This window comes from Paraburkholderia sp. Cy-641 (genome assembly GCF_011752945.1).
Taxonomy (GTDB): Bacteria; Pseudomonadota; Gammaproteobacteria; order Burkholderiales; family Burkholderiaceae; genus Paraburkholderia.
Genome location: NZ_VWWM01000062.1, coordinates 1 through 20,633 on the forward strand (window position 1 = coordinate 1; position 20,633 = coordinate 20,633).

The window sequence follows — 20,633 nt, forward strand, 5'->3', positions numbered from 1 at the left end:
ACTACACGAAGGTTCTGGAGCCGCTGGCCGACAAGCTCGGCGCGGCGCTGGGCGCCTCGCGCGCGGCGGTCGACGCGGGCTACGTGCCGAACGACTATCAGGTGGGTCAGACCGGCAAGATCGTCGCACCGCAACTGTACGTCGCGGTCGGCATCTCGGGGGCGATCCAGCATCTGGCGGGCATGAAGGACTCGAAGGTGATCGTCGCGATCAACAAGGACGAGGAAGCGCCGATTTTCAGCGTCGCCGATTATGGTCTCGTGAATGACCTGTTTACCGCCGTACCTGAGCTGGTAGAAGCACTTCGATAACGACAAGCCAACAATCGCCGCATCCCGACGGACAAAATCAACCGGAGTTGCCATGAACGAAACAGTCATGTCGGACACCGCGCAACGCAAGGCACTGGCAGACGAGCTGGACAGCTATAACTGCCGTATCGCCCAACCCACCGATGGCCCGCTTTTCACGCGCGAGCCACAATCGACGATGCAGGCGGCGCACTGGAAAGCCGCCGATCTCGCGCGTCTGCTGGAGAAAATCGGGGCGAATATCAAGCTTGAAGCGGGCGGTCAGCGTAGGACCTTGCGTCTCGCCAACCGCGGGTTGCCGTTTGGCACCACGCCGACGATCTGGGCCTCGATCCAGTACATCCTGCCTGGCGAGATCGCCACCGCCCATCGCCATACAGCCAGCGCGCTGCGTTTCATCATGCAGGGCCGTGGGGCAGACACGATCGTCGACGGCGAACGCTATGAGATGAATGAGGGCGATCTCGTGCTCACGCCGGCTTGGGCCTGGCACGATCACGAACACAAAGGCGATGAGCCGATGATCTGGCTGGACGTGCTCGACATCTCGCTGGTGCGCTCGATGCACGCGACTTTCTTCGAGGGCTCCGCTACACCACGCCAGCCGGTACTGGCGATTCCGGATCACTCGTATCGCCGCTACGGCAGTGGTCTCATGCGTCCACTCAACGATACCGCCGTACCCGAACTCAATCCGCTGCTGGTTTACTCGGCGGAACGCGCACAGGAGGCGCTGCGTCTTGCAGCTGGGTTGCCCCCCGATCCATTCGACGACACCGCACTCGAATACGTCAATCCGGTGACAGGTGGCCCGGCGTTGCCGACGATCGGCACGGTGTTGCAATCGTTGCGACCAGGCATGCATACGAAAGCACATCGCCACACGGGCAGCGTCGTCTATTACGTGATGCGTGGAGAGGGCGCGACGATCGTCAACGGCACGACGTTCGAATGGGGCGCGGGCGACTTCATGGCGATTCCGCCCTGGGCTGTGCATGAGCATATCAATCGCTCTCACGAGACGTCCACGATGCTGTTTCAGGTCAACGACATTCCGGCACTGCGCAAGCTCGGCCTGTATCGCGAAGAGGCCGTCGAGGTCGCACCGGCATGACGGAACTGGGAAAGTCGATAAACACTGGGAGACTGTAGATGCAAACACCCGTATTGATTGTGGGCGCTGGCCCAATCGGACTGGCACTCGCCGGCGACCTCGGTTTTCGCGGCGTGCCGTGCACGCTGATCGAACGAAGCGATGGCCAGGTAACCCAGCCGAAGATGGACATGGTCGGCGTGCGTACCATGGAATATTGTCGGCGCTGGGGTATCGTGCCGTGGGTACATGATGCTGGCTATAACCGCGCCTATCCGCAAGACTGCGCCTGGGTGACAGGACTGAAGGGCTACGAATTCGGTCGGGAAGTATTTCCCAGCCCACAGGACGAAAAGTGTCCGCCGCAGAGTCCGCAAAAGCGCGAACGCTGTCCGCAAAATTTCTTCGATCCGGTGCTGCGTCGCTTCGCGCAACAACAGAAAGGCGTCGAGATTCGATACAACACGGAGCTGGTCGAATTCAGCGAGACCTCGGACGGTGTGGTCGCCAAGGTGCGCGACGTGAAAACCGGCGAAGAGTCGGTAATCGAGGCGAGCTATCTGGTTGGCTCGGACGGCGGCGCGAGCGTTGTGCGTCAAGCGCTGGGTATCGGCATGACCGGCGAGCCGACGCTGACATATACCACCAACGTGGTGTTCCGTAGCGACAATCTCGAAGCGTTGCATGACAAGAAGCCGGCGTACCGCTATATCTTCATCGGCCCCGAGGGAACGTGGGCCACGCTTGTCGCCATCAACGGACGCGATCAGTGGCGCTTCTCGCTCGTTGGCGACGAAACACGGCTCACGCTCACAGAGGAGCAGATGAGTGCCGCGATCGTTCGCGCGGTCGGCCGCGAGTTCGACTTCGAGATTCTGTCGATGCTGCCGTGGGTTCGCCGCCAGTTGGTGGCGGACAGCTATGGCACGAAGCGCGTGTTCATCGCCGGTGATGCAGCGCATCTGACGTCCCCCACCGGAGGCTTCGGCATGAACACCGGTATTCAGGACGCGGTCAATCTGTCGTGGAAACTTGCCGCCACGTTGCACGGCTGGGGTGGCGAGCACCTGCTTGCGACTTATGAAACGGAACAGCGCCCGGTGGCGATCCGCAACGTCGCGGAGGCGACCGGCAATCTCAAACGGATGCTCTCGCCGAGGGTGTTGTCGCCGTCCAGGGAAATCTTCGAAGATGGTCCCGGTTCCGAAGCGGCGCGTATCGAGTTCGGCATTCAATACACAGAACTGATGAAGCGCGAGTGGTTCTCGATCGGCATTCACCTTGGGTATATGTACGAGGGTTCGCCGATCATCGTTCCCGATGGCACGCCGCAACCGCCCGATGAGGTGTCGTCCTACGTGCAGACAGCGCGTCCGGGCTCACGTGCGCCGCACGTGTGGCTTGCGCAGGACGAATCGACGCTCGACCTGTTCGGTAAGGAGTTCGTGCTGATGTGCTTCTCGCCGGCGGTCACGGAGAGCGAGGCATTGCGCGACGCTGCGGCCCGGCGTCATGTGCCGTTCAGGTCGGTCGATATCGATAACGAGGAAGCGCGCCGCCTGTATGAACGGCGACTCGTGCTGGTGCGTCCAGACGGACAGGTGGCCTGGCGTGGCGATGAACTGCCGGACGATCCGCTCGCGCTGATCGATACGGTGCGCGGTTCGGCTAATACGAAGACGAACACGATGTCATTGGCACAGCAGAACGAGGCTTAAGAAAAGGACACGCGGCTGAAAAGGCCGCGTATGTCCTGGCCGGCGACGCAAGATATGCAGCACCGACATAACTGAGGAGCCCTTCATGAAAACGTACAGCAGAGCGTGGTGGCTTGATTTGCAAAACCATGCGGTCACGACGAAAGACCGACTGGTGTGCGCGATGATGCTGTGCGCGCTGGCATATACGGGCAGCGTGCCGGTGGTGGAATAAAAAAATCGTTCTCCCTTACTGCGGAAGAACGATATTCGATCCTGGAGAGATCAGGCAGTCTGCTTTTAGTGCAGTTCAGTCGCGTGTGGCGCTTGTGCCTGTCGGCACAAGACGGTCCAGAAACTCCAGGATGGCCGAGTTGAACGCATCGTTGCGATCGCCCGCGATCATATGCCCGGCGCCCGGCATCAACGCCGTTTCCAGTTGCGGCAAACGTGCGCGCAATTCATCGATCCCGCTGCTTGAGACGACATCGCTCTGCGCACCATGCACGAGCAAAGTGGGGATCTTGATGTTTGGGCACATGTCGAGCAGACGGTTGGTGCTTTTCTCGCGCTGCTCGTCGTTGCGACTGGCGAAGAAACGCGGGTCCCAATGCCAATAGAGACGTCCGTCTTCGCGCAGGCGAAGATTCTTCATCAACCCGCGCGGATCACGAGGGCGCGGACGATGCGGGTTGTAAGCCGCGACCGCATCAGAAGCCTCTTCGATATTGGCGAAACCGTCCGGATAGCCGTTGAGGAAGTCGTGGACACGACGTAGGCCCCTCGGGTCGACGCGCGGCGCGATGTCCACCAGCACCAGCGCACGGGCCAGCTTGCCCTTGCTGCGACCGACGGTATGCATTGCCGTCATTCCCCCCATCGACGCGCCGATGAGCACCGGTTCGGCAGCCACCATGCCGATCACGGCTTCGAGGTCGTCGGCAAGGTGGTTATAGGAGTAGTTCAGTTCAGCCGACCAGTCGCTTTCGCCGTGACCGCGTGCGTCGAATGCGAGTGCATGGTAGCCGAGCTCACCGAGTGTTTTGACCGTGCCGCGCCAGGAATGACGTGTCTGGCCACCGCCGTGCAGCAGGATCACGGCGGGCCGACCGGGTTCACCGCTTTCCGTCGCGCTCAAGGTGACGCCGTCTTCCATCTTCATACGGCGCGTATGCAGACTGTGGTGCACGGGCGGTTTCGTTCGGGCAGTATCCATGCGTTCGCCTGCTTCCGTTCAGTTGACCGGTTTGTCCCACACAGGGTGATTGCCCCCTTGGCTCTGCACGACGTCGAGCGTCATCGCGCCGACTCCGGCTATTTCGATCGTGACCTTGTCGCCGCCATGAAGCGGGCCGACGCCGGCAGGCGTACCGGTTGCGATGATGTCACCGGGGTAGAGCGTCATGACGGCGGAGGCCATGCGAATCATCTCCGGAATATCGACGATCAGATCCCGCGTACTGGCTTTCTGTCTAATCTCGCCGTTCACCGAGAGTTGCAGATCGATCGCGTCGTAGTCAGGCACTTCGTCGGCGGTCACGAGGTAGGGGCCGACCGGGCAGAACGTGTCATAGGATTTGCGCATCACGCGCTCTTCCTTGCCACGCACCACTACGTCAATCAGGCACGCGTAGCCGAACACGTGTTCGAGCGCAGCGGCGCGGCTGATTTCACGGCCGCCTTTACCGAGAATGATCGCGAGCTCGCATTCGTGATGAATCTGACGATTCGCAATCGCGGGTAGCACGATCGGCTCGGACGGCCCGCTCAGGCTCGAGTTCGCCTTCAGGAAAAAGCCTTGGCCGTCCGCCTTGAATGGCGAAATGAGCCCGGTGCCGCGCTTCATTTCTTCCACGTGCGCGTGGTAGTTCGCCGGGAATGCGATCACCTTGTTAGGCCACGCGACCGGCGTTTCCAGCTTCACGCTCGAAAGCGGCACGCGATTGCCGCTTTGCGCATGGTCCTCGAGTTTGTCGCGCAACGCGGCAAAGCGGTCGATCACGTGCAGCATGCCAACCGGCGGCCACGTGTCCGGCGTGGCGTTCACGAGATCGGATACGTCGACGATATCGTCACCGACCACGACGCCGATTCGTCCGCCATCGAAACTTGCAAGTTTCATGTCAATTTCCTGGTTGAGTTGTTCCGTGTTTCTGGCTATTGCGTGCGCCGTCTCAGTGTCCGCCGATTGCCTCATTGTGTTCGCCGATAGCGGGCGGCCCCGAACGCGCAGTCAGCCTGCGGTCGTCGAAACTGGCCGGGTAACGCGCCGTGCGAATCGGGCCGACCGGCGAATCCACGAAGCTGTACACCTGATTGTTTTCTACCTGCGGGTCATGCAGGAACTCGTCGAGTGAGAACACCGGCGCGGCAGGCACGTCCATCTCGCTGAAGCGTTGCAGCCAGAATGCCGTGTTGTTTTCCTTGACAACCGCGCCGACGCGGCGAAAAAACTCTTCAGCCATGGCGACCGGGTCACGCATCTGCTTGAATTCGTCCTTCCATTCCGGGCGTTCGATCGCGTTGAGCGTCTTCGACATTTGCGCGCCGTTGGCAGGTGAGATCACGACGAAACCATCGGCTGTCTCCAGCACTTGCGATGCGGGTGGTTTCCACGCGGACGTGTCGCCCTCGAAGGTGCGGTGCTGGAACATGTCGGGGAAGTTGAAATAGCCCATCACGTCGAGCATCGGCAACTGAACATAGCCGCCTTTGCCGGTTTTCTCGCGCTCGTACAGAGCGGCCAGCACAGCCTGCGCGCCGAATGCACCGGTGACCTTGTCGACCATATTGAACGGCGTTACCGCGGGCTTGCCGTTGCGTCCCTCTGACGCGACGATGCCGGTGCGGCCCTGGATCAGCGAGTCGAAAGCAGGGGCATTGGCAAGCGCGCCAGTGTCGCCGAAGCCGTTGATCGACAACCGGATCAGACGCGGATAGCGCGTTTCCAGTACATCGCGGCCGAGCCCGAGCGACGCGGCGACGCGAGGCCGCCAGTTCTCGATGAGGATGTCCGCGCGTTCTAGCAGGTTATGCAGGCGGTGCGTGCCTTCTGCCGTTTTCAGATCGATCACGACGCTGCGTTTGCCGCGATTCGCGTTGGTCCACGACGCGCCGTAGCCTTCACGGTTGTGGCCGAATTTGCGGAATCCGTCGCCGCCAGGCGGCTCGACCTTGATGACGTCGGCGCCGAGATCGGCGAGCATCATCGAGGCAAACGGTCCTGTGAGAAAACTTGAGGTTTCCACGACGACGATACCGTCGAGCGGCCGCTTCGGTACTGTAGCTTGAGCGGAGGATGTGGTGTGGTCGAGGGTGTTGGGGTCTGACATCGGGCGTCTCTCTGGCTGGATTTGCTGCCGTGTGAATATTCGTATCTCGTGATAGTAATTAATATCATTGGATCAACCTTTGAAATTATCATGATGGATCGCTTTGACGATGTCAAGCGGTAGTGATGCTGAGGCACGCGGGAGTGCGGCGCCGGGAGAAGCTCGCAACGGGTAAGGCAGACAGTCGAAGCGCTGTGCTCAAAAACGAAGTGGCCGCGTATTGCCCGATATACGGGGCAGTACGCGGCCAGATGAATGCCGAAAGATTGGGATACGGCGAGCAATGGTGCCGATGGTCGAGTCGCCGTACGTGACCGCGCCTTAAAACTTGTGCCGGATACCGACCCGAACCACCACCTGGTTCGATGTGTCGCTCGGTGTGAGTGTGACCAGGTAAGGCACAGCAGCCTGATTGGTCGAATCGACACCGGAGGCTTTCATGAATGCTCCCGTCAGATAGAGGTCGGTTCGCTTCGACAGGAAGTAATCGGCGATTGCATTGACAGTCTGGTATTTGGCGGGCTTCTTCCCGTCAACGGCGCCGCCAGTGAGATAGTTGTACGCCGCACCGATTTCGAGCGTCGGTGTGACGTAATAGCCCGCAAAGATCGAGTAGTTGTTGAATGCCGCGTTGCCGGTGTACCCAAATGGATTGGTTTGGCTCAGCGTACCCGAGTTCGGACTGTTCAGATTCTGGAAGCGGGTATTCGTATAGCCACCGCCGATCGTCAGGCCGCCTGTCGTGTATTGCAGCGCCGACGCGAAGATTAGCAGCTTCCCAGCCGATGCAAACCCGCCGTAAATCGGATTGACCTGGACACCGGTCACGGAGCCGAGGTTATTGCCCGTGGGTGAACCTGTCGAACCATTGCCCCAGAACGACTGGTTTGGGTTGTCGATATGCATGTATCCGGCTGCGGCAATAACAGGCCCGGTGGTGTAACGCGCGCCGACCGACCAGATACTGTTCTTGCCGAACTCTCCCGGCGCACCGCCGAAGCTATACACGCCGGTTACAAGAAGCCCGTGATAGGTCGGGCTCGTATATTTGATCGAGTTATTGATGCGCTGGGAATCCGCTACGTTATCGATGTCGCCAGGGTGGTCGGCGAATGCGCCGCCCGCGTACGTGCCTGCCTGCATCACGCCGATCACGTCGACGATCGAGTCGTATTGTCGGCCGGCGGTCAGTGAGCCCCACGGCGCCGTCACTCCGACGAACGCCTGGCGGCCGAAAAAGGTACCGCCCTGCTGGAATTTACCGGTGCCGACGTCGAAGCCGTCCTCAAGCGTGAAGACTGCCTTGTAGCCGTCACCCAGATCTTCGACACCTTTGAGGCCCCAACGTGAAGCCTGCACCAGACCCGTTGTCATGGAGATGACGCTGCCGCCGGTTCTACCGTTCGGCGCACCGGCTTTGGCAGTCTGTGCGTTGTTGACGTAGTTAATACCCTCATCCAACAGACCATATAGCGTGACGCTGCTCTCTGCGAAAGCGGGTGCCCATACCGCGAGAGTTAGCGCACCTATCAAGGTTTTTGTGAGCTTCAACATTGTCTCCTGGGTTTCTTATTGCACCGGATCGGCGCTTCATGAACCGGGTTTTATTGAATGTTTTCTGGCTCTTTGTATTGTTATTGGATGAACCATTGATCGAAAATATAAAGTATCCAATTTTGCTGTCAAACCGAGCAAACCCTAATGCATACCGTCATGCATCGCGAACATGCCGGCGCGCTTTCGCCGGGTATTCATCCGGGTATTTGTCGGTTGTATTCCAGGAAACAGTCACGCGATCGAACTCTGATCCACGACTTCCTCGGCATCGGCCAGCGCGACCGGTCGCGGCGCGGCCTTGAACGAAAACCATGCGATTGCGCTCGAGACAATCAGCGCGACGATCATTGAAATGGTTGGATCGCTTGGCGAGAGGCCGATCGCGGCAGTGCAGAGTGACCCATATGCCATCTGCAGGCAGCCATAGAGACCGGCCGCCGCGCCGACCACGGAGGCATCGACATCGAGCGCGCTGCTGATCGCATAAGGGCTCGACAGTCCGGTTGCAAAGAACATGACGATCATCGGTACCATCACCGAGACGAGTGTGATCGAATTGGCGGCATACGACACGATGAGGCTCAGCGACGCGCCCGCCATGATGGCGGCCGCTATCAGCAGTGCCGATCGCGCGGGAAAACTTCCTGCCATGTGTTTGGCTGCGCTTTGGCCGCTTGCCAGTCCGACCACTAGCGAGAAGTACGCGAAACCGAACGCTTGCGGCGACAGTCCGAGACGCGACTCGAGAATGAATGGCGAAGCGGACAGGAAAGCGTAGATGCCGGTGGTCGCACTGGCGCCGCCGATGCTATATGCGAGAAACGACGGCGAGCGCAGCAGGTGGGTATAGCTGATCAGGTAGCGACCGATCCGGAAATTGCGCGACGGGACGTGCGTTTCCGGTACTACGAGCCACACGGAGACAAGCACGAGCACATTCGTCGCGCTCATCGTGATGAAGATCCAGCGCCAGCCGAGATGGGCAACGAATTGCGCGCCGATCACGGGCGCGACCGCTGTTGCAACCGCCATCGCAATGCTGAGTGTGGCAAGGCGCCGGATCAACGTCGTCGAGCCCGAACTGTCTCTGGCAATCGCGCGTCCGAGTACTAGCCCGGAACAGCCACCCAGCGCCTGCAAGACTCGGGCGAGTTCGAGCCACTTCAACGACGGGGCGCAAGCGGCCGCGACGCTGGCTATCGCAAACAACGTCAGTCCTGCCAATAGCACTGGACGCCGCCCGTAGCGATCCGAGAGTGGTCCGTAGATGAGCTGGCCGATTGAAAGCCCAATGATGTATAGCGTGATCGTCAAACCGATTCCTGCCGTCGATGCATGCAGATCGCGAGCCGCCGACGGCAGAGCGGGCACGAATACATGAAGCGGAAACGTACCGGACAGTGTGATGCAAACAAGGATGAACAGCGATGGCGCACGCACGAGGGTTTGAGTGGAAGCACAGGATGTATTCATGGTGGCGCGGCTCAAAGACGGTGACGGAAGCAGTCCTCAGGACTGGATGTTGGCCGTATGGGCGAGTGGATGGCTAGCGAGGCACGAGAAGCTCGACCACCAGTTCGGGGCGCTCCAGCACGCCGGATTCCATTGCACGAACCGTGCAGGATAAGCCGGCCAGCCTGTCGCCGATGATCGCGACGTCCACTATGTTCTGTGCCGCTGCAGTCAAGCCGTCGTGGCTCTACATGGAAGTACACAGCTAGTAAAGTCACCGTTATGTCATTGGATGAACCATTAATATATGGCTGCGTCAGTATGAATGTCAATGCGGATTCGTCGAGGAAACGGCACGCTGCTGCATTTCCGGCGGTAGGGTATACAGCAATCGTTTTGTTTTTACAATGGATGAACCATTATGTTTTGCGATGGATGTGATACCTGCCGGTGAAAAAATCTGAGGACGACGTGATGAAATCTCGCATGCAACTGATGGTAGGCGACGTATCGGCGACAACCCTGAACGATGCCACTATCAGAAGCTTTCGATGGGTGATCCTACTCGTGATCTGGGCCGCGTTCATGGTGAGTTGCGTAGACCGTTTTGCATGGGCCAGCATTGCCGCCCCAGTGGGGCACGCGCTGGGGTTCAAGCTCGCGTTGCTGGGCTCGCTGACTACTGCGTTTTATGTGGGCTATACGGTATCGTGTCCAATCGGTGGGATTCTTGCCGACAGGTTTGGCAGCCGCGCAACATTGGCGATCTCAATGTTTCCACTTGGCGTGCTGACATTCTGTTTCGGGTTCGTACAGACGTTCGGAATGGCAGTCGCGCTACATTTGTTGATGGGTTTTGCCGCGGGCGCGGAATATGGCCCGACCATCAAGATCCTGACGATGTGGTTCGGCAAGGACAAGGGCAGGGCGTTCGGCATCTGGGCGACCGGTACGTCGATCTCGGTCGTGGTGGCGAATGCAACCGTGCCACGTATCGCCGCGGCTTACGGCTGGCAGGCGGCGTATCAGATCCTCGGCATCGCGACATTGGTCTTTTCTCTTATCTGTTTCTGCGTGATTCGCAACACGCCCGACGGACAATCGGTGCCGCATATCACGCGGAAGCAGATCGCTTCGTTGCTGAAGAATCGCAACCTGTTGCTGCTTGCCCTCGGCGGTGCCGGGGCGTTGTACGGTACGCTCGGTTTCGTCGCGTGGGCGAACGCGCTGATGACCATTGCACACGGTATATCGCCGGTAGTGGCGGGTTCCGTACTGGTGTGGTTTGGTGTCGGTGCGTTCGTGTCGAAGCCGCTGTTCGGTTGGCTGTACGATCGGTTGGTCAATTACGCAAAGATCGTCACGATTCTCAACCTCGTAATCTTTATCGTGCTGCTAATTGTGTTCGGAAATTGCTCGTCGATTTCCTCGTATTATGCAATTGCACCGTTTCTCGGCGCGGCCGCTTACGGCTATACGCCGCTTCTGATCGGCCTGTTCACCCAGGCATCAGGACCGCAACTGGCTGGCGCAGCGGCTGGCTTTGTCAATACCGTCTGGTCGGTAGGCAGCTTTATCTCGCCTATCGTTGCAGGCTATGTGTTCCAGCATGGACGCTCGCTGACGAATACGCTGGGTGTCATTGCCATCGGCCCATTGCTCGGCGTGATTCTGCTGTGCTTCGTGCGCAAGCGCGCGGTTGCCGAGTCCTGACACTTACGTCGTTTCCCCTGGTATCGCTCTCCTTGACATCGTCACGCTCGATGACATATTTTCAAATGGTTGGGCCATTCAATGGTTTTAAAATAAACTTATCGATCAGGAGACATCATGCGGCGACGTTCCGGCGGGATATCTGGTTTGCTCAACGCTGCACGGCGAGGGCGCTGGCTGTTGCGGGCTGTGGTACTCGCGTTGCTCGCGAGCGCGTGGGCGCATACCGCATTGGCCGCGGCGCCTGTGCTGAAAATCTGTCATATCGACGATCGCAGTGGCGCGGCCGCTGATACCGGCACGCAGGGATATCAGGCCGTTCGTCTTGCGGTCGATCAGATCAACGCTGCCGGTGGCGTCGCCGGCCATCAGGTGGAACTGATCGGCTATGACGGCAAGACTGATCCGCAACTGTCGGCTTCGTTTGCGGCACGTTGCGCAGAAGATGATCATGCGCTGCTGATTATCGGCGCAAATCCGGCCGCGGTGGCGACGGGTATTGCCGCTGCTGCGAACGAGGACAGGATTCCGTTTTTCGTAATGGGCGCAACGGTCGACAAACTTACCGACCCGCCCGCGCCTTACCTGTTTCGTTTCGGTCCGGCGAACCGGCAGGATGCCGGGGCCGTGGCTGATCTGCTCGCGAAGCAGGGCTTTCGGCGCATTGCGATCATCAACTGCTCGGCACCATTCGGTATTGATGGTCAGCGCGCGATACTTGCCGCGTTGGCGGCTCGTCACATTTCCGTGGTGGTGCAGCAAACCTACGATACCGGGGCAGCCGATCTGACGCCGCAACTGCTGAGTATTCGCGATGCGAAGCCCGATGCGATGGTGATCTTTCCCTATCCAGCGGACGGTGCGCGCGTGCTGAGAACGGCGCAGCAACTGAATCTGAAGGTGCCTACCGTCGTGGTGCGCAGCGCCTTGCAGCAGGCTTTGCTCAAGTTGGCTAGTTCGAGTGCCGACGGCGTACTTGTGCCGAACACGGTCGACCCGAATCGTGCCGACGTAAAAGCGTTCTTCGCCGCATTCAATACGCGCTTTGGTCCGCATCTGCCGAACTTGTATCCGGCCGTGGCCTACGACGCGGCCCAGGCCGCGTTCCGCGCATTGGCCCAACCCGATGTCATCAAGGCCGTCGATAGTGGCAATGTGGAACAGGCGCGAGCGGCATTGCGCGATGCCGTCGAAAAGATCGGTTCGTTCGACGGCATCGAGGGAGCAACGGGCACGCACTATCAGTTCAGCGCGACGCGGCACCAGGGGCCGCCCGACGAGCACTGGTTCACGTTCATCGAGGTGGCTGAGAATGGCACCCGTTTCGTGGCCGCGAATCTCGACACGTTCCGGCCGAAACCCTGAGAGTCGGGTAAGGGCGGCGTGATGCGCGTCAGGTTCGCCGCCTGATTTTCTGCCACGCTCCGGTGTTTGGCGAGTGCGATGTCGCGTCTTCACGCTGTGGCAGATAGTGGCGCTCAAGCGCCTTCAGATGAACTTCCATTTCTCCAACTGCGTTCTCGGTGTCCCTTGCGAGCAGTTGCTTCAATAACCGGCGACGCGACGCCATCACCGTGCTGCTCGGCGCGGGTGTCAGGACTTCGAGCAGCAGGACCTGAATCTCGATTAGCGCGTCGGTGAGGATGATGAGCAGCGGGTTGCGCGACGCATTCGCGAGAATGCGGAAGAACTCGAGATTGATCGATACGCGTTCGCTGATATTACCTGCCTTCACCGCTGTTTCGGCGGCACGCACATTGTTGACCAGCGCGTCGAGATCCGCTTCGGACCCGCGTTCGCAGGTGGCGCGCGTGGTCGCTAACGCAACGACCATGCGTGCCTCGGTCAGGTGTTCGTGGCCGAGGGTGCCGAGCCGGAACAGGTCGGCGATGCCGGTGACCACGCCGTCGCCCTGGCCTTCGCGCACGAAAGCCCCACCGGTGGTCCCTTTGCGAAATTCAAGGACTCCGGATATCTCCAGGGTTCTCAGTGCTTCGCGCACGGTGTTGCGACTCAAGCCGAATTGCTCGGCCAGATCGCGCTCAGCGGGAAGCCGGTCGCCTGGACGCAATTCGCCGCTGCCGAGTTGCGCGCGGATTTGCAACGCCACTTCCTCGAATGCGCGACGAGCCTGAACGGGTGTGTGCGACACGGATGAGGCTGGCGCATCAGGACTCTCGTGAGATGGTGTTGCCCGTGCTTGTCTCGTTCGTTGTGCAGTATCCATGAGTCGAGCCTAAGTGGGATTGAGTGCCGATGGTACCCCGCGGACGATGCATTGGTGTACATGAAGACGTGTCTTTTTTATCGATGATGCGTCGACGCATTTTTCTGCTCGAAATAGTTTACTTGAAAGGTTGAACCATTTAATCTATATAAATATTGACATCTGAGTTGCCGACCCTTCGCGCGGTAGCTACTCATCTGGAGACGATCGATGCAACGTGGACTAGCCCATCCGTCACTCAGTCAGGCCGTGCGCCAGTTCGTTCAGCGACAGCATGGATTGCTGATCGACGGTAAGTGGAGCGAGGCACTGTCTGGCAAGACACTCGATGTCGAGGATCCCGGCACAGGCGAGTTGTTGACGCAAGTCGCAGCCGGTGAAGCTGCCGACGTGGACCGTGCCGTACGTGCCGCCCGCGTGGCGTTCGACAGCGGCCCATGGCGCCGCGTCAAGCCCGCGGAGCGCGGCAGGCTGCTGTGGAAGCTTGCCGATCTGATGAACGATCATGCTGACGAACTGGCTCAGCTCGAATCGCTCGACAACGGCAAACCGGTGGTGTTCGCGCGGGCAGTGGATGTCCTCGGCTCCATCGATATGGTTCGCTACTACGCCGGCTGGGCGACGAAGTTCGGCGGCGAAACGATCGATGTCTCCGTTCCCGGCGAATGGCATGCCTATTCGACGCGCGACCCGATTGGCGTGGTGGGGCAGATCGTGCCGTGGAATTATCCGCTCGGCATGGCGATATGGAAAATCGCGCCGGCACTCGCGGTAGGCTGCACGATCGTTCTCAAGCCGGCGGAGCAAACATCGTTGACCGCCTTGCGTCTCGGCGAACTGATTCTCGAAGCCGGCTTCCCGCCCGGTGTCGTCAATGTCGTTACGGGTTACGGTGAAACCGCGGGGTACGCGTTGGCGGCGCATCACCAGGTGGACAAGATCGCCTTCACCGGGTCGACGGAAGTCGGCAAGCTCGTCGTCAAAGCGGCGCTCGGCAACATGAAGCGCGTGTCGCTCGAACTAGGTGGTAAATCGCCCGTCATCGTTTTTCCCGATGCCGATATCCAGAAAGCAGCGCCGGCACTGGCACGCGCAGCTTTCTTCAATACCGGCCAGGTGTGCTCCGCGGGAACGCGGCTCTATGTACACGAGCACATCTATGACGAACTGGTCGATCAGGTGTACGCCGAGGTGTCCGGCTGGCAAATCGGTTACGGGCTCGACGCGGACACGAAGATGGGACCGCTGATTTCAGCTGCGCAGCACGCCCGCGTCACCGGCTATCTCGAAGCCGCGCGCAAGGATGGAGCGACGGTTCTGGGCGGTGCACCGAGCGAGGCGGAACAAGGCTATTTCGTGACGCCGGCCGTCCTCAAGAATACCCGGCCGACGATGTCAGTGGTGCGCGAAGAAATCTTCGGCCCCGTGCTGTGCGCAATGAGCTTTCGCGACGACGAAATCGAGCAGCTTGCAGAGCTCGCGAACGATACGAGCTACGGGCTTGCAGCCAGCATCTGGACTCGCAACCTTGGCGTCGCACACAAACTCGCGCGGCGCATCAAGGCCGGCTCGGTCGGCGTGAACGCGCATTCCGTGCCCGATCCGGCATTGCCGTTTGGCGGTTTCAAGCAATCGGGCTGGGGCCGTGAACGGGGTCGCGAGGTGCTCGAACTGTACACAGACGTGAAAAGCGTCGCCATCAATCTCGATTGATCTACTCGAATAGAACCGGCGCGCGTGGCGCCTGACAGTCATCCTGCCGCTGTCTGGACTCTGCTTACTCCGTTTAACTGGCTCAACCGATGAGGTAATTGAAGTGAATGAAACCCTAAGTCAACTGGTGACCTACGAAGCACGAGACGGTCGCGCGTACATCACGTTCAACCGCCCCGAGAAGAAGAACGCGCTTACTGAACAGATGCTGGACATGTTGATGGATCACCTCGATCGCGCCGAGGCCGATGACGATGTACGTGTAATCGTGTTTCGCGGGGCGGGTGGAGACTTCTGTACCGGACACGATCTTGCTGAAGTCGGCCACGAATACGGCGAACCGCAACTCGATGCGACGGGCAAACCGCGTCGTCCAAGTCAGCGGGCGCGCCTGCATCACGACAGGCACTACATTGCCCGTTTTCAGCGTATTTTTCTGTCGCCCAAACCGACGCTTGCATTGATCAGCGGCTATTGCATCGGGGCGGGCTTGTACATCGCCGAAGGTTGCGACCTGTCGATTGCGTCGGACAACGCGAAGATCGGCCATCCGGAGCAGAAGCTCGGCCTGTCCGGGGCGTCGTACTTTGGCGCCTGGGAAATCATGGCGATGGGGCCACGCAAGGCACGCGAGCTCCTGTTGCTTGCCGAACTGTGGAGCGCACAGGACGCACTTGCCGCAGGACTCGTGAACAGGGTCGTGCCGCAAGCGGAACTCACCGAGGCCGGCGAAGCATGGGCGGAACGTATCGTGCGCCTGCCACGTGACGGCCTGGCGATCGGCAAGGCGGCGGCGCATCTGGCTTATGACTCGCTGCGGCTCACGAGTCAGTTCTCGTACGGCTATGTGATGCATGCACTCGCGACTAACGTGCGCTACGAGAAAGACGAGTTCAATTTCATGAAGGCAAAGCGCGAGTCCGGCGTGCGGGCATCGAGCCACGGCCGGGAAGCGTTCTATAAATCGTCGGACGGCGCGGATACGCCCTCGTAAGCGCGCCCGAACGCTGCCTTGTTATGCACGCGGGTTTCATGGAAAGGAGATGACGTTGGGTGCTTTACACAAATTGCGCGTGCTGGATTTCACGCAGATGATGACGGGGCCGATGGCCACGATGATGCTCGGCGATTTCGGCGCCGACGTCATCAAGATCGAAGCACCGGAAGGCGATCCGTTTCGCGCATCGGGTGAAGTGACGCTGGGTGGCGACGGCGTGTTCTTTCTCAGCATGAATCGCAACAAGCGCGGCGTCGTGCTCGATCTGAAAACCGAGCAGGGACGCGAAACGGTCAAGGCTTTGGCCGCCCAGGCCGACGTCCTCGTCGAGAATTTTCGTCCAGGACTTGCCGAGAAGCTGGGGCTGGGCTATGACGAGTTGAGGGTGCTCAACCCGAGGCTCATCTTCTGCTCGATTACGGGTTTCGGTCGCGATGGCCCGGACCGCGATCGTCCGGCGCTCGACCAGGTGGTGCAAGCCGAATCCGGCCTGATGCAGATAACGGGGACGACGCAAAGCGGCCCGCTCAAAACGGGCTTTCCTTTCTCCGATCTCGTGACCGCACTGCTTGCCACGGCCGGCATTCTCAACGCGGTTATCGCGCGCTACGAAACCGGTGTCGGCCAGCGAGTCGATCTGTCGATGCTCGACGCGTCGATCTTCAGTATCGCGCCGCGTGACGTCTATTACGCAGCAACTGGCAAGACGCCGCCCCGGACCGGCAACGAGCATTGGGACATCGTGCCCAACAATACCTACGCGACACGCGATGGCCGCGAGATCATGGTGATCTCGATCAACGACAAATTCTGGGTCATCCTCGCGCGCGCTCTGGGGTTGGGTGAGATGGCGATCGATCCATTGTTCGCGACGAAGTCCGCACGTCTGAAGAACCGTCAGTTGCTCGACGAGCGGGTCGCGGCGGCATTTCGTGAGCGCACGCTGGCCGAATGGGAAACGGTGTTGCGTGAAGCGGGCGCGATTTATGGCGCGGTACGCACGTGGGACGAGGTCTTCAACGATCCGCGCGTCGCCGGTGATCTCGTGCACTCGATAGAACATCCGTCTGCGGGCCCGCTCTCGGTCCTCAAAAACCCGCTGCAATTTTCCGCGACGCCGAACGAGATTCGCCGCCCACCGCCGCGACTCGGCGAGCACACGGACAGCGTGCTCGCCAATCCATTGGCTGCCTGGGAAGCGCGCTGAATAATGTGCTGAACAGCGGGCTGAGCGATGTGCCGGGTGCGGCCACTTTATGAGTTCACGTGGAGTAGAAAACATGTCAGAAAAAGTCGCTGTCGTTACCGGTGCGAATGGTCTGATTGGCCAGGCTATCTGCACCGTGCTGGAGAAGCAGGGATATACCGCGGTAGGTCTCGACATTGCCGAAAAAAGCGCACGAGGCGGCGCATATCGCCAGTGCGATCTGACCGACATCGACGCAATCGGCGCGGCGTTTGCCGCGATCGATAACCAGTACGGCACCGTGCGGGTATTGGTCAACAACGCGGGTGTCTGGCACGGCAAGACGTTTTTCGACATCACGCCCGCTGACTACGCCTTCACCTTCGATGTCAACGTGCGCGGCATGTTCTTCGCTTCGCAGGCGGTGGCGCGACGCCTGGTCGAGGTGGGCGGCGGCGGGGCGATCGTGAATCTGGCTTCGATCGTGGGACATACCGGCAGCGCGGTGACGGATTACGGCGGATCGAAGGCCGCGGTCATGGCTATTACGCGCGGTCTTGCAAAGCCGTTGGGCGCGCACGATATCCGTGTCAACGCGGTTTCGCCCGGCACGGTCAATACCGCGATGGGGGCTGCCGTGCCGAAAGCCGCGCGCGAGAAGTTCATCGCCGGCACCGCGCCGCAGCGTGCCGCGGAACCCGAAGAAATCGCGAACGTAGTGGGCTTTCTGGTGAGCGACGCGGCCAGCTACATGTACGGTGCAATCGTCGACGTGAACGGTGGCCTCTACTAATTGCAGCCATGACGCAAAAGATCAGGATTGCCGTGGTCGGCGCTGGCGCAATAGGCGGGTATATCGCAGGGCATCTGGCGCGCGTGGCGCGCGCCGAGGTGAGTGTCGTCGCGCGCGGGCGCACGCTTGCCGCGCTGCATGCGGCCGGCCTGCATATCACCACGCCGCGCGAGACGTTCTCCGTCGCGGTCAATGCAGTTGACGACCCGCGCGAGCTAGGTCCGCAAGACTATATTTTTCTTACGCTGAAGGCACACCAGGTCGATAGCGTGCTCGACACGATCGCGCCGCTGATTGGCGCGAGAACGACTGTGCTTCCGCCGACCACTGGCATTCCGTACTACTTCTTCTACGGTCAGCAAGGCGCTGTTGCCGACAGCCGGCTGACGCTTCTCGATCCGGATGATCGTCATTGGCGCGCCATGCCTCCGGCACAGGCACTGGGTGTCGCTTACTGGATCGGTGCGCACTCGCCCGAGCCGGGTCACGTCGTACAGGATGGCGAGCGGGCTGCTTGTCCCGTCGGCGAAATCGACGGTTCCAGAAGCGAGCGCGTCGTGTGCCTGAGCGAACTTCTGAGCGATGCCGGTATTTACGCGCCGGTGCGCGAGAATATCCGCGGCGATATCTGGGTCAAGTTCGTCAACAGCCTGTGCTGGAATCCGGTGGCCGTGCTCACGCTTGCGCGCCTCGGCGAAATGACAGAGGCACGAGGCGTGTTGCCGGTCGTCAAGGCCATGATGGAAGAGGCCGATGCAATTGGCCGGCAACTCGGCGTCGATATCCCGCAGGTACCGGACAAGCGCATTGCCGTCACACTGGGCGCTCGCGCACACAAGATGTCGATGCTGCAGGATCTCGAGCACGGCCGTCCGCTCGAACTCGACGTGCTGACGCGCTCCATCGACGCACTGCGCACGCTTGCCGCCATACCCACTCCCACCGTCGACACGGTTCTTGCACTCGCGCAACTGCGAGCCCGCAGTGTAAGTCATCCTATATAACGGTATTCCTGAGAGTTCAAAGCATGTCAATGCACACCACGCCTGAAACGTCCGCGTCAGCCAACGAGGCCTTTATTCGCCCGCTGGCCGGCATCAGAATCGTCGAAGCGGCCAGCTATCTGGCCGGACCGTTCGCCGCGCAGATGCTCTCCGATCTGGGCGCTGATGTGATCAAGGTCGAACCGCCCGGCGGCGATCCCTATCGTAACTTCGGCTTGAGCCGTCATGGCGTGGGCGTCGTGTGGGGAAATGCTAATCGCGGCAAGCAGGGGGTCGTACTGGACCTGAAGACACCGCAAGGTCTCGAATCATTCAAACAGTTGCTGAGCGGGGCGGATATTTACATCGACAATCTGCGCCCGCATGTCGCCGAAAAACTGGGTGTCGGCAAGGAAGCGGTCGAGACGCTCAATGCATCGCTGATTCGCCTTTCGATCACGGGCTATGGACCTGACGGCGATGCTGCGCGAGAGCCGGTTTTCGATGCGCTGGTGCAAGGAAGAACCGGTCTGATCGCGTACGAGGCTGCAGGTGGTGTGCCGAAAGCCACCAATAGTTTCATGGTCGACAAGCTTTCCGCGAGCTTCGTCTGTCAATTGGCGCTGGCTGGGCTGCTGGCGCGCAATCGTAATGGCAAAGGCGTGCATATTCAGACTTCGATGCTCGACATGGTCTCGTACTTCAATTTCCCGGACATGTTCCAGCATCGCACGTATCTGAATGACGATTCGTCATGGCGGGCACCGCCGCAACCCGTCGTCGCGACGCAGGACGGCCACATCGTGCTATCGCCGGTGTCGGGAAAACAACTGGCGAAGACGCTCGAAGCGATCGGCCACCCGGAGTGGAAAGACGAGCTACGCGGCATTGCCGACAAGGCCGAAATGACGAGTACGTTCTTTCAGCGTATTGCAGTGCCGCTCAAGGAGCGTACCAGCCGTGAGTGGCTCGAGAAATTCCGTGAACTCGAGGTGCCATGCGGTCCTGTCAACGACCCGGATCAGCACCTCGACGACCCGCAAGTGCTTCACAACCGGCTGTATTCAACGCTCGATACGCCGTTCGGCCCGGTCCGTTCGGTGCGCTATCCTGGTGTGTTCGACGGCAACCTGCTCACTGCCCGTTTTTCCGCTCCTGCACTAGGCGAGCACGACGTTACCGTACTGCGGGAAACCGACCAATGAGTTCGCTTTCCGGGTGGCGTCGCAGCGTGCGCTCTGGTGGTTCGGTGCGTGCCGGCGCAGTGGTTGCCGGTGCAGGCCTGAATATGCTGGTCAATGCAGGGCCAGTGCTGTTGTTCAGCTTTGGCGTGTTCGTCAAGCCGATCATTGCTGATACCGGATGGTCGCGCACGACCATCAGCTCTGCAGTGCTGTATGGCCAGATTCTGCTGGCACTGTGTGGGCCGCTGACGGGGCTTGCGGTCGATCGCTTCGGCTCTCGGTACGTCGCGCGATTCGCGGGGCCATTGTTGGGTCTGGGGGGGCGATGATTGGCCTGCTATCGAGCAGTGCGAACAGCTTCGTGCTGTTCTTTGCGCTGAGTTTTCTACTCGGCG

At 60.1% G+C, this 20,633-nt stretch carries 19 protein-coding genes; 13 read left to right on the forward strand and 6 right to left on the reverse strand.

Annotated features, from left to right (window positions below; translation table 11 throughout):
• The 4 genes from F3J20_RS26235 to F3J20_RS32455 all read left to right on the forward strand — a co-directional run.
• On the forward strand, window positions 1-311 hold a 311-nt coding region (locus F3J20_RS26235; protein ID WP_205193199.1), incomplete at its 5' end, for an FAD-binding protein.
• A 52-nt stretch (window positions 312-363) separates the two neighbouring features.
• Window positions 364-1,425: a cupin domain-containing protein gene (locus F3J20_RS26240; RefSeq protein WP_167047190.1), complete on the forward strand. Its 1,062-nt coding sequence runs from the start codon at window positions 364-366 to the stop codon at window positions 1,423-1,425.
• A 38-nt stretch (window positions 1,426-1,463) separates the two neighbouring features.
• Entirely contained in the window at window positions 1,464-3,122 is a 1,659-nt protein-coding gene (locus F3J20_RS26245; RefSeq protein WP_167047187.1) for an FAD-dependent oxidoreductase, read from the forward strand.
• A gap of 85 nt (window positions 3,123-3,207) precedes the next feature.
• Window positions 3,208-3,336 carry a hypothetical protein gene (locus tag F3J20_RS32455; protein ID WP_275691486.1) on the forward strand — a complete coding sequence of 43 codons (129 nt, stop codon included), beginning with the start codon at window positions 3,208-3,210 and terminating at the stop codon, window positions 3,334-3,336.
• A 75-nt stretch (window positions 3,337-3,411) separates the two neighbouring features.
• Here F3J20_RS32455 and F3J20_RS26250 read toward each other — a convergent pair whose 3' ends face one another.
• From F3J20_RS26250 to F3J20_RS26270, 5 genes are all read right to left on the reverse strand, one after another.
• Window positions 3,412-4,263 carry an alpha/beta hydrolase gene (locus F3J20_RS26250; protein WP_167047183.1) on the reverse strand — a complete coding sequence of 284 codons (852 nt, stop codon included), beginning with the start codon at window positions 4,261-4,263 and terminating at the stop codon, window positions 3,412-3,414.
• Between the two features lie 72 nt (window positions 4,264-4,335).
• On the reverse strand, window positions 4,336-5,223 hold the full coding sequence (locus F3J20_RS26255) for a fumarylacetoacetate hydrolase family protein (RefSeq protein ID WP_167047180.1): 888 nt from the start codon (window positions 5,221-5,223) through the stop codon (window positions 4,336-4,338).
• Between the two features lie 52 nt (window positions 5,224-5,275).
• Window positions 5,276-6,433, reverse strand: coding sequence for a CoA transferase (locus F3J20_RS26260; protein ID WP_167285092.1), 1,158 nt, complete (start codon window positions 6,431-6,433; stop codon window positions 5,276-5,278).
• Window positions 6,434-6,754: 321 nt separating this feature from the next.
• On the reverse strand, window positions 6,755-7,987 hold the full coding sequence (locus tag F3J20_RS26265; protein WP_167047174.1) for a porin: 1,233 nt from the start codon (window positions 7,985-7,987) through the stop codon (window positions 6,755-6,757).
• A gap of 234 nt (window positions 7,988-8,221) precedes the next feature.
• Complete coding sequence (locus F3J20_RS26270) at window positions 8,222-9,463, reverse strand: multidrug effflux MFS transporter (protein WP_167047171.1); 1,242 nt, start codon at window positions 9,461-9,463, stop codon at window positions 8,222-8,224.
• 465 nt (window positions 9,464-9,928) lie between these two features.
• Here F3J20_RS26270 and F3J20_RS26275 point away from each other — a divergent pair, with 465 nt between their 5' ends.
• A complete protein-coding gene (locus F3J20_RS26275; protein WP_167047168.1) occupies window positions 9,929-11,155 on the forward strand; it encodes an MFS transporter in 1,227 nt (408 codons plus the stop codon).
• Between the two features lie 117 nt (window positions 11,156-11,272).
• Window positions 11,273-12,520, forward strand: coding sequence for an ABC transporter substrate-binding protein (locus tag F3J20_RS26280; protein WP_167285094.1), 1,248 nt, complete (start codon window positions 11,273-11,275; stop codon window positions 12,518-12,520).
• 28 nt (window positions 12,521-12,548) lie between these two features.
• On the opposite strand, the gene F3J20_RS26285 is transcribed toward F3J20_RS26280, so the two are convergent.
• Complete coding sequence (locus F3J20_RS26285; protein ID WP_167285096.1) at window positions 12,549-13,259, reverse strand: GntR family transcriptional regulator; 711 nt, start codon at window positions 13,257-13,259, stop codon at window positions 12,549-12,551.
• 333 nt (window positions 13,260-13,592) lie between these two features.
• Between F3J20_RS26285 and F3J20_RS26290 the strand changes: the two genes are divergently transcribed.
• The 7 genes from F3J20_RS26290 to F3J20_RS26320 all read left to right on the forward strand — a co-directional run bounded on the left by F3J20_RS26290 (window position 13,593) and on the right by F3J20_RS26320 (window position 20,567).
• The gene (locus F3J20_RS26290) at window positions 13,593-15,095 is read left to right on the forward strand and encodes an aldehyde dehydrogenase family protein (protein ID WP_167047160.1); all 1,503 of its coding nucleotides are present in this window, start codon (window positions 13,593-13,595) and stop codon (window positions 15,093-15,095) included.
• A gap of 103 nt (window positions 15,096-15,198) precedes the next feature.
• Window positions 15,199-16,089, forward strand: coding sequence for an enoyl-CoA hydratase/isomerase family protein (locus tag F3J20_RS26295; RefSeq protein ID WP_167047157.1), 891 nt, complete (start codon window positions 15,199-15,201; stop codon window positions 16,087-16,089).
• A gap of 55 nt (window positions 16,090-16,144) precedes the next feature.
• On the forward strand, window positions 16,145-17,299 hold the full coding sequence (locus F3J20_RS26300; protein WP_240159196.1) for a CoA transferase: 1,155 nt from the start codon (window positions 16,145-16,147) through the stop codon (window positions 17,297-17,299).
• Window positions 17,300-17,372: 73 nt separating this feature from the next.
• Window positions 17,373-18,071, forward strand: a complete 699-nt coding sequence (locus tag F3J20_RS26305; protein ID WP_167285097.1) for an SDR family oxidoreductase — start codon at window positions 17,373-17,375, stop codon at window positions 18,069-18,071.
• A gap of 8 nt (window positions 18,072-18,079) precedes the next feature.
• Window positions 18,080-19,075 (forward strand): 2-dehydropantoate 2-reductase, encoded by a 996-nt coding sequence (locus F3J20_RS26310; RefSeq protein WP_167285099.1) that lies wholly within the window; start codon window positions 18,080-18,082, stop codon window positions 19,073-19,075.
• Between the two features lie 23 nt (window positions 19,076-19,098).
• Window positions 19,099-20,259 carry a CoA transferase gene (locus F3J20_RS26315; protein ID WP_167285101.1) on the forward strand — a complete coding sequence of 387 codons (1,161 nt, stop codon included), beginning with the start codon at window positions 19,099-19,101 and terminating at the stop codon, window positions 20,257-20,259.
• The gene (locus tag F3J20_RS26320) at window positions 20,256-20,567 is read left to right on the forward strand and encodes an MFS transporter (protein WP_167285102.1); all 312 of its coding nucleotides are present in this window, start codon (window positions 20,256-20,258) and stop codon (window positions 20,565-20,567) included. The genes F3J20_RS26315 and F3J20_RS26320 overlap by 4 nt, the downstream gene beginning before the upstream one ends.
• Window positions 20,568-20,633 lie beyond the last annotated feature (66 nt).

Excerpts from the sequence above, each read along its gene's own strand:
- F3J20_RS26265 (WP_167047174.1), bottom strand. The coding sequence starts at position 7,987 with ATGTTGAAGCTCACAAAAACCTTGATAGGTGCGCTAACTCTCGCGGTA.
- F3J20_RS26305 (WP_167285097.1), top strand. The coding sequence starts at position 17,373 with ATGTCAGAAAAAGTCGCTGTCGTTACCGGTGCGAATGGTCTGATTGGC.
- F3J20_RS26255 (WP_167047180.1), bottom strand. The coding sequence starts at position 5,223 with ATGAAACTTGCAAGTTTCGATGGCGGACGAATCGGCGTCGTGGTCGGT.
- F3J20_RS26320 (WP_167285102.1), top strand. The coding sequence starts at position 20,256 with ATGAGTTCGCTTTCCGGGTGGCGTCGCAGCGTGCGCTCTGGTGGTTCG.
- F3J20_RS26250 (WP_167047183.1), bottom strand. The coding sequence starts at position 4,263 with ATGAAGATGGAAGACGGCGTCACCTTGAGCGCGACGGAAAGCGGTGAA.
- F3J20_RS26290 (WP_167047160.1), top strand. The coding sequence starts at position 13,593 with ATGCAACGTGGACTAGCCCATCCGTCACTCAGTCAGGCCGTGCGCCAG.
- F3J20_RS26315 (WP_167285101.1), top strand. The coding sequence starts at position 19,099 with ATGTCAATGCACACCACGCCTGAAACGTCCGCGTCAGCCAACGAGGCC.
- F3J20_RS26310 (WP_167285099.1), top strand. The coding sequence starts at position 18,080 with ATGACGCAAAAGATCAGGATTGCCGTGGTCGGCGCTGGCGCAATAGGC.
- F3J20_RS32455 (WP_275691486.1), top strand. The coding sequence starts at position 3,208 with ATGAAAACGTACAGCAGAGCGTGGTGGCTTGATTTGCAAAACCATGCG.
- F3J20_RS26240 (WP_167047190.1), top strand. The coding sequence starts at position 364 with ATGAACGAAACAGTCATGTCGGACACCGCGCAACGCAAGGCACTGGCA.
- F3J20_RS26280 (WP_167285094.1), top strand. The coding sequence starts at position 11,273 with ATGCGGCGACGTTCCGGCGGGATATCTGGTTTGCTCAACGCTGCACGG.
- F3J20_RS26245 (WP_167047187.1), top strand. The coding sequence starts at position 1,464 with ATGCAAACACCCGTATTGATTGTGGGCGCTGGCCCAATCGGACTGGCA.
- F3J20_RS26260 (WP_167285092.1), bottom strand. The coding sequence starts at position 6,433 with ATGTCAGACCCCAACACCCTCGACCACACCACATCCTCCGCTCAAGCT.
- F3J20_RS26275 (WP_167047168.1), top strand. The coding sequence starts at position 9,929 with ATGCAACTGATGGTAGGCGACGTATCGGCGACAACCCTGAACGATGCC.
- F3J20_RS26270 (WP_167047171.1), bottom strand. The coding sequence starts at position 9,463 with ATGAATACATCCTGTGCTTCCACTCAAACCCTCGTGCGTGCGCCATCG.